The sequence below is a fragment of the Frankia sp. CcWB3 genome, from assembly GCF_977927595.1.
In genome coordinates this window covers 1209-9028 of sequence record NZ_CDWRCK010000187.1, presented here as the reverse complement: position 1 = coordinate 9028, position 7820 = coordinate 1209, and the positions used below count along the sequence as shown (strand labels likewise).

The 7820-nt window shown below is 70.4% G+C and carries 5 protein-coding genes and 2 pseudogenes; 3 read left to right on the top strand and 4 right to left on the bottom strand.

All coding sequences use genetic code 11. From position 1 onward, the window contains the following. Positions 1-316 precede the first annotated feature (316 nt). A complete protein-coding gene (locus ACY5KJ_RS14355) occupies positions 317-826 on the top strand; it encodes an ester cyclase (protein ID WP_462186793.1) in 510 nt (169 codons plus the stop codon). Between the two features lie 146 nt (positions 827-972). On the opposite strand, the pseudogene ACY5KJ_RS14350 reads toward ACY5KJ_RS14355, so the two are convergent. Further along, positions 973-1894: pseudogene (locus ACY5KJ_RS14350) on the bottom strand (glycoside hydrolase family protein). 218 nt (positions 1895-2112) lie between these two features. On the opposite strand from ACY5KJ_RS14350, the pseudogene ACY5KJ_RS14345 reads away from it, so the two are divergent. After that, positions 2113-3049: pseudogene (locus ACY5KJ_RS14345) on the top strand (sulfotransferase family protein). A gap of 47 nt (positions 3050-3096) precedes the next feature. Here the strand turns inward: ACY5KJ_RS14345 and ACY5KJ_RS14340 are convergent. Next, complete coding sequence (locus tag ACY5KJ_RS14340) at positions 3097-3489, bottom strand: DUF2237 family protein (RefSeq protein WP_011436808.1); 393 nt, start codon at positions 3487-3489, stop codon at positions 3097-3099. Positions 3490-3556: 67 nt separating this feature from the next. Continuing rightward, the gene (locus ACY5KJ_RS14335; protein WP_462203572.1) at positions 3557-5707 is read right to left on the bottom strand and encodes a HelD family protein; all 2151 of its coding nucleotides are present in this window, start codon (positions 5705-5707) and stop codon (positions 3557-3559) included. Between the two features lie 147 nt (positions 5708-5854). Between ACY5KJ_RS14335 and ACY5KJ_RS14330 the strand changes: the two genes are divergently transcribed. After that, positions 5855-7612, top strand: coding sequence for a TAXI family TRAP transporter solute-binding subunit (locus ACY5KJ_RS14330; protein WP_462203571.1), 1758 nt, complete (start codon positions 5855-5857; stop codon positions 7610-7612). Here ACY5KJ_RS14330 and ACY5KJ_RS14325 read toward each other — a convergent pair. Next, on the bottom strand, positions 7577-7820 hold a 244-nt coding region (locus ACY5KJ_RS14325; RefSeq protein ID WP_462186797.1), incomplete at its 5' end, for a hypothetical protein. The two genes, ACY5KJ_RS14330 and ACY5KJ_RS14325, sit on opposite strands and share 36 nt — an antisense overlap.

Sequence of the window (7820 nt, the reverse complement as noted above, 5' to 3'; positions counted from 1 at the left end):
GGGCACGCGCGCCCCCGAGCCCTGGCGTCACCGCCACGATAGAAGCCGGCAAGGGCCGCAGGGACCTGACGGTCGCGATCATCACCGGTGCGGGCGGCACGTTCCGCTCCAGCATGGCGGACGCCGCAACGCCGCGTCCCGGTCCACCCGGCCCTGCTGGCCGCATCCCGGAACTCCAGCCATCCCGCCACGCGTGCCCGCCTAATTACGACATGCACCGTAATTCGAAGAGCCGAACTGTTCCGCACCCAAACCTGTTGTACGATGAATCCGCAACGAATTCTCCTTCTACGAGAAAGACAAGGAAATAACGACCATGACCACTATTGCCACCGAGGAGCGTATCTCCTGGCAGCGCGCGACAATCGAGGAGCACATCCGCCAGGAGAATGCCAAGGATTGGGAGAAGGTCTACGACACCTTCCTGCGCGACAAGCGCGCCTTCTACGACGTCGTCCCGCTAAACGCCCGCTACGAAGGAATCAACGGCGTTCAGGAGTTCTACGAAACGCTCGCTCTTGCCCTACCGGACTTCATCTTCACTGTCACCGGAGAATACGACCTCCCCGGCTACTCCTGGCGAGAGGTGACCCTGGCAGGGACACATCAGGGCGAGTTCGCCGGCATCGCCCCTCAGGGTCGTCCGGTTCATTTCGAAGGCGTTGTGCTTTACATCTTCAGTGACCAGGAACCGGACAAAATCATCGCCGAGCGCGCGTACTGGGACAACGACTCGATCTTCCGTCAGATGAAGGGGGAGACCGATGCTCCGCGCGGCGGCGTGGGCCTGACTGACCGCGAACCCATCCGAACGGCCATCGCCTGACCCGAACCCGCGGGCAGGGCGCGCCCTCGTCGCGCGAGCACCGCCGTGCCTCTCCCTGGACGCGGCCCCTCCCTAAGGCCGGCAGCACCCCCGCCAAGACGCCGCCAACCAGGGAAAACGACGGCGTTCAGGACACCGGGGGCAGCTCAGGGAGCCGGGTGCAGCTCCGTGCGCAGCTCGTGGCTGCCGTCCGGCCGGGAGGCCTCGTAGTACAGCCGCCGGCCGCCGTCCGGGAGCTCGACCACGCTGACGTAGCGCAGGGCGCCGTCCCCGTCCGGACAGACCGCGACCGGCTCGGTGCCGACCGCGTGGAACCGGTCGACGGTCACCCCGACGGCGAGGCCGGTGCGTTCCGCCCAGTTCTCCGCCGCGGTGGCCCGACCGTCGTACAGGGCGACCGGCTGGGAGCCGCCCGTGAGCACGGAACTGATCCGCACGCCGCGGGCGTCCCAGCAGCCGGGCCGGGGCCGCCAGCGCCGTTCCGGTCCAGGTCCAGGTCATGCCGTCCGGGCTCGTGGCGTGGCGGCTGTCCATCCGGTCCGTCGCCAGCGGGTCGTCGAGCAGGTGGCAGGAGGCCCACAGATGCCACTGCCCGCCGTAATGGACCACGACCGGGTCCTTGACGGCGAGGCTGGCCGGATCTCCGGGCAGGACGGTGCGGCGGCGGGCCGGGTCGAACGCCGCGGGGTCGTCGGCCTCCAGCAGGTCCACCCACCAGTGCGGGCTGCCCGGAGCCGCGCAGCTCACATAGAGCCGCCATGATCCCTGCGGGGTCACCACCAGAGCGGGCCGCTCCAGGCTCTCGGCGCCGAACGGGTCCCGGGGCACGACGGCGATCTCGGTGAAGCTCTCCCCGTCGGTGGAGCGGGCGATGACGACGCCGAAACCCCGGCCGATCCCGATGGGACGGCGCAGCCGATAGGCCAGATAGAATACGCCATCCACCGTAATGGCGCACGGCGCGCCGGCCCAGTACCCCGGGCCGTCACCGGGCGGCGCGACCACGGTCACGGCGGGCCTCAGTCCGGGGAGCGGTACGGTCGTCGCCACCAGGTGCTGTTTGCTCATTACCACGCAGCAACCCTACCGGCGGGGTAAGGATGACGAACGTTCCGTTCCGTTCCGTTCACGCCGTCCCGCCCTGACCGCTACCATCTTGAGGTCCCCGGTCGGATTACTGGAATATGCGAGGTGCGTGCCCCGGCCCCGGGGCTGCCTACGGCCGGATCCGCCCGCGGCCGACCCCAGTCGCCCACCGACCCCAGCCGTCCAGGAGCGCCCGTCATATGGCCCTTCCCGACTTCCTCGTGATCGGCGTGCCGAAAGCCGGAACGACGGCGCTGCACGCGGCACTCGTCCGGCACCCGGCGCTGTTCCTCCCGTCGGCGAAGGAGCCGAAGTTCTTCCTGTCACAGGGGCCGCCGCCGGCCCGGGGCCAGCCCCGGTGACGCCCAGACGTACCAGGAGCACGTGTGGCGGCGGGCCGACTACGAGGCGCTGTTCGATGCCGCTCCGGCGGGGACGCTCAAGGGCGAGGCTACTCCGTTCTACCTCTACGACCTGGACGCCCAGAACCGGGTCAGGCGGTTCCTGCCGAAGGCGCGGATCATCGTCATGCTGCGCAACCCGGTCGACCACGCGCATTCGAACTGGACCCATCTGTGGGCGGCGGGGCTGGAGCCGGAACGTGACTTCGTCCAGGCCTGTGCCCTGGAGCGTGAGCGCCGGGACGCCGGCTAGGCCCAGTTCTGGCACTACGTCTCCCTAGGCCTGTACGGGGAGCAGCTCAGCCATCTGTTCACCCTGTTCTCCCGCGACCAGGTCCTGCTGCTGCGCTACCGGGACCTGCGCGACTCCCCCGCCGCCACGCTGGACCGGGTCTGCGAGTTCCTCGGCGTCGAGACGGGTCTGGTGGACCTGGTGCCCGCCGAGAACGTCACGCCGTTCGTCGCGGACACCCCCGTGAACAGCGTGCTGCGCGCGGCGCTGCGCACCGGCGGGCGGATCGGGCATCACTTCCCGGTTCCCGTGCGCAGGACCTTCCGCGGTCCGCTGCTCACCGCGTTGCAGCGGCAGAAGGGCGGGCGCCCGAAGCTCACCCCCGAGCAGCGCCGCGCCGTGCTGCCGTATTTCGTCGACGACATCGCCCGCCTCGAGGAGATCACCCGCCTGTCCTACGCCGACTGGCTCACCGTGGGCCTCGAACCCGAGGTCATCGACTGACGAGGTCATCGACTGACGGGGCCGGCGACTGACGGGGCCGGCCGAGGTCAGCCGAGCGATCGTGGGTCGGCGGGCACGTCGACGGCGTGGGCGCGCAGCGCCTCCAGCGGGATGACCTCCAGGGCGCGTTCGTGCGTCGAGGCCAGCACGACAGGCGCGGCGGCCCCCGCCTCGTAGGCCTGCAGCCACCGCACCGCGACCACGCACCAGCGGTCACCCGGGCGCAGGCCGGGGAAGGAATACTCGGGTCGGGGCGTCGACAGGTCGTTGCCGACCTGCCGCTGGTGCCGTAGGAACTCGGTGGTGACCACCGCGCACACGGTATGGCTGCCGAGGTCCTCCGGACCGGTGCTGCAGCACCCGTCGCGGTAGAAGCCGGTCACCGGGTCGGTGCCGCAGGGCTCCAGTTCCCCACCGAGAACATTCCGTTCATCTGCCACATCGACAGTTTCTCCCACTCGTCCGGTGGCGACACGGCAACCACCCGGATCGGGCCCGCGAGGTCGCTCACCGCAGCTGTACGGGCAGCACGTCGGCGTGCACGACGGTGAGGGCGCTCACGGCGCGGGTGAGGACGACGTAGAGCCGGCGCAGCCCCTGCAACGGCCGCGCCTCACCCGCCACGATCGCGGCGGGTTCCACCACGATGACATGGTCGAACTCCAGTCCCTTGGCGAGCGAGGCGGGCACGAGGCAGGCCCGCCCGGGTGGGGTGTCCCCGTCGAGCGGGACGATCGGCAGCCGCGCGGCGTCCAGCGCCGCCGCGAGTGCCGCCACCTCCCGGTCGGCGATGATGATCGCCAGCGAGCCGGGGTGGGGCAGGGTCCGGCGGGTGTGGTCGACCACCGCGGCGGTGAGCCCCTCCGGGGTGGTCGGGGCCGTCGTCAACGCGCCGCGCGTGGTCCGCGCCGAGATCGCCGGGCGCAGATCCGGGGCGATGTGGCGCAGGAGCCGGTTCGCGAAGTCGAGGATCTCCGCGGGCACCCGGTAGCCGCGGGTCAGCACCTCCAGGTGCGCCGTGGGTTTGCCGAGATGGGCCAGCAACGTCGGCCACGAGGTCGCGGCCCAGCCGGTGGTGCCCTGGGCGATGTCCCCGAGGACGGTGGCGGAGCCGTCCGCGCAGCGGCGGCCGAGCGCGCGGCACTGCATCGCGGAGAGGTCCTGCGCCTCATCGATGATCACGTGCCCGAAGCCCGGTTCGCTCTCGATGAGGTCCCGGGCCTCATCGATGCAGAACGCGTCGGCGAGCGACCAGCGCGCCGTCCGGGCCCCGCCTCGCGGTGCGCCGGTCAGCAGCAGGCGCTGTTCGTCGCCGGCGAGCACCCCGCTGGCCGCCGACGCCAGGAACGCCGGGTCGGTGAGCAGGCGGTGCACCAGGCCCGGCGCGTCGGCCCGCGGCCAGACCGCCTCGACGGCCTCGCGGACGGCCCGGCCGCGGGCGAGGGTGCGCAGTGCCCCGTCGGTGAAGAAGTGTCCGCTCGCCTCGGCCCGGCGGCGGACAGACTCGGCGATCCGGCCGGCCAGGCGTGCCCGGGCGGTGCCGTAGCGCAACGCGCCCGCCCGCAGCTGCGCAATCAGGTCGGCGGCCAGGTCCGCGAACTCGTCGGCGCCGACCGTCCACCGGCCGACCCGGGTGTCCACGGAGACCGGCCGGGTGGGCAGGCGGATCGCCCCGTGCAACGCCCGACGGATCACCGTCGCCACCCGGGCGTCGCCCTTGAGCGCGGCCACGTCGTCGGGGTCCGTGCCACGCACGGCGACCGCGCCCACCACGTCGTCGAGGGTGCTGTGCCGCACCGTGAACTCCCCGAGGGAGGGCAGCACCGCGGCGATGTAGCCGAGGAAGGCGCGGTTGGGGCCGACGACGAGTACCCCGGAGCGCCGCAGCTGCTCGCGGTGGGCGTAGAGCAGATAGGCGGCCCGGTGCAGCCCCACGGCGGTCTTGCCCGTCCCCGGGGCGCCCTGGACGCACACGCTCACGGCGAGATCCGCCCGGACGATCTCGTCCTGCTCGGGTTGGATCGTCGCGATGATGTCGCGCATCGGCCCGGTGCGGGGCCGCTCGATCTCCCGGTCCAGCAGGCCGCCGGCCGGCCCGGTCGCCTCTCCCGCTGCCTTTCCCGCCGCCGGCTTTCCCGCCGCCGGGCGGCGGGGGACGAGCGGTTCGTCCTCGAACGCGGTGAGCTCCGCCCCGTCGTAGCCGAACCTGCGTCGGACCGTGAGCCCCATCGGGTCGCCCGGATGCGCCCGGTAGAACGGCCGGGCGACCTCGGTGCGCCAGTCGACGACCAGCGGATCGTCCCCGGCAGCCTCGCGCACGTGCCGCCGCCCGAGGTAGAAGCACTGGCCGGGGACCCGGGGCGCGTCGGGCCCGTAGTCGACCCGGGCGAAGAACAGCGGCGTCGAATCCTCCTGCTCGGTGAAGCTGGCGAGCCGCCGTTGCTTCGCCAGCTTCAGGTAGGCGTTCGTCACCTTGTCCACGACCGCGTCGCCCGCGGCGATCTCCGTTCCCTCGATCTCGGCCCGCATCCCCGCCAGCGCCCGCCGGCTGCGCCGGAGGTGCTCGCGTTCCGCGGCCAGCTCCGCGTCCGGTCCGGCCACCTCGGCAGCCACCTCGACGGTCAGATCGACCGGATCCACATCCGGTTCGGCGTTCATGCTGTCGATCACCACCGAGCGCCCCTTTCTTAAGTCGGCAAGAAATGCTATCCGGGCGAGGACGGCACTCCCCGCGTTCCTTGAGGACCGAGGCTGGCGGAGTCGCGCGTTCGACTCACATCCGGGACGGCGGGTCTATAGCGGTTCGTGACCGGATGGCATGCTGTAGGGCATGGGCGTGGATACGGGGATCCAACCCTCGGACGACGACACCGCGGGGGGCCGGCGAAGACGGACTTCTTCGTCTCCTACACCGCGGCCGATCAGCAGTCGGCGGAGTGGATCGCCTGGCAGCTGGAGGCGGCCGGCTACCGGGTACTGATCCAGGCCTGGGACTCCATCCCTGGCTCGATCTGGGCTTTCCGCATCCAGCAAGGCGTCACCGAGGCCGCGCGCACCATCGCCGCGCTCTCCGAGGCCTACCTGACCTCCGACCGCGTCCAGGCGGAATGGCGCGCCGTCCACGCCGCCGACCCGCTGGGCTTCGCCAGCAGGCTGATACCCGTCAAGATCACCAACTGCCCTCTGCCTGATCCGCATCCGCTCCGCCAGATCGTCTCGTTGGACCTGTTCGGCCTCGACGAGCCTGCCGCCACCACCCGCCTCACCAAGAAGATCAACTCCCTGCGCAAGAGCAGGGAAAAACCAAGCAAGGCGCCGCCCTTCCCTAAGCCTCCCTGGCCTGGCCCGGTTCCGCCTGTGGACCCATCACACAGTGGCCGCTCCACTATTGTCATTCGCGCTTGGCGGGGTGTCTGGCACTGGGTTCGTGCCCACCCGCGGCGGACCCTTGCCGTCGTGGTCGTGGTCGTGGTTGTGGTTGTGGTGACGACGTGGCCGCCCTGGCCGGGAGGCGATCCCGACCCCGCCCCACCATCCGGGCCGAAAATTGCTGCGATAGGCCAATGCGACAGTGTCTCGATCATGACTGGTCAGCCGGACAGCCCCTACAACAAGTACGGCGAGGCGCTGGCCGGTCTCCTCCGCACGGCCTACCCCGGCACGAAGGTGAACGTCGTAACGACGATCGGCAGCGCCCACAACCTGAACACCCTGCGCGACCCCAACGCACGCTGCAGCCTGTCGATCGTCCAGCTCACAACAGCGGTCGACGCCCGCTACGCTGTGTCGCAGTTCGCCGGCTCCCCGATAGACGAGTTGCGTTCGGTCGGACCGCTATGGTTCGACCTGCTGCAACTCGTCGTACGCCAAGGCTCCGACATCACTACCGCAGACCAGCTCTGCTCCGGAACACGCGTCGCCACCGGACTCCCGGACTCCGGAACCTTCCAGATCGGGCAGGTTCTCTTCCGCCAGATCCAGCTCGCCGCCGGCCCACAGCCCTCTGCCTGTTCCCTCACGCCTGCCACACCTGAGCCGATGACGCTGGTCAACGGCCTAGCAGCACTGCGCGCCGGGCACGTCGACGCGGTGCTGTGGTCGGGCGGAGCACCCACCGACGAAATCTACCGGGAAGCAACAGAAGGAGTAGGCCTGCGCCTGCTCCCCCTCGCCAGCTACCAGCGGGCCATGGAGACCGAATGGGACAACTTCTACCGGTCCAAGGCAGGGAACAGCTTCGCCCGCGGGCAGATCTACGGCAACCAGACCATCGGGCCCCAGGACTACCCCGGCATCGAACCAGCCTCCACCGTCGCCATACCCAACGGCATCGTCGCGACCGAGGCCACAGACCCCGACCTGGTCCGCTACACCGCCCAGGCCCTCACCAACCAGCGCGCCGTCTTCGAACGCGCACTGTGGCCCGACGACGCAGGCCGGCACTTCCTAACAAGCCGCCAGACGGTAGGGACCAATCCCGCCTACTGCCTGGTACCCCTACATCTCGAGGCGAAGAAGTACTACGAATCAGTCAAGATCTACCAAGGCTGCCCGGCATCCTGACACCGGCTGTGCGCCGAACAGCGTCACCGCCACCAGCACGACGGTCGCGATCGGGCTGACGCTCCCGGCGGCCAGCGCCGCGATGCCCGGCTGTTGACATCCTCCCCCGCGTGAACGCGAGGGATTCCCGGCGGCGGTCATGCCGCGTCCCGGGTGGTTGACGCTTCGCAGCCCGACGTAACCGCCGTGGCTCCACGTCCGTTCACAA

Excerpts from the sequence above, each read along its gene's own strand:
- ACY5KJ_RS14335 (WP_462203572.1), bottom strand. The coding sequence starts at position 5,707 with ATGAACGCCGAACCGGATGTGGATCCGGTCGATCTGACCGTCGAGGTG.
- ACY5KJ_RS14355 (WP_462186793.1), top strand. The coding sequence starts at position 317 with ATGACCACTATTGCCACCGAGGAGCGTATCTCCTGGCAGCGCGCGACA.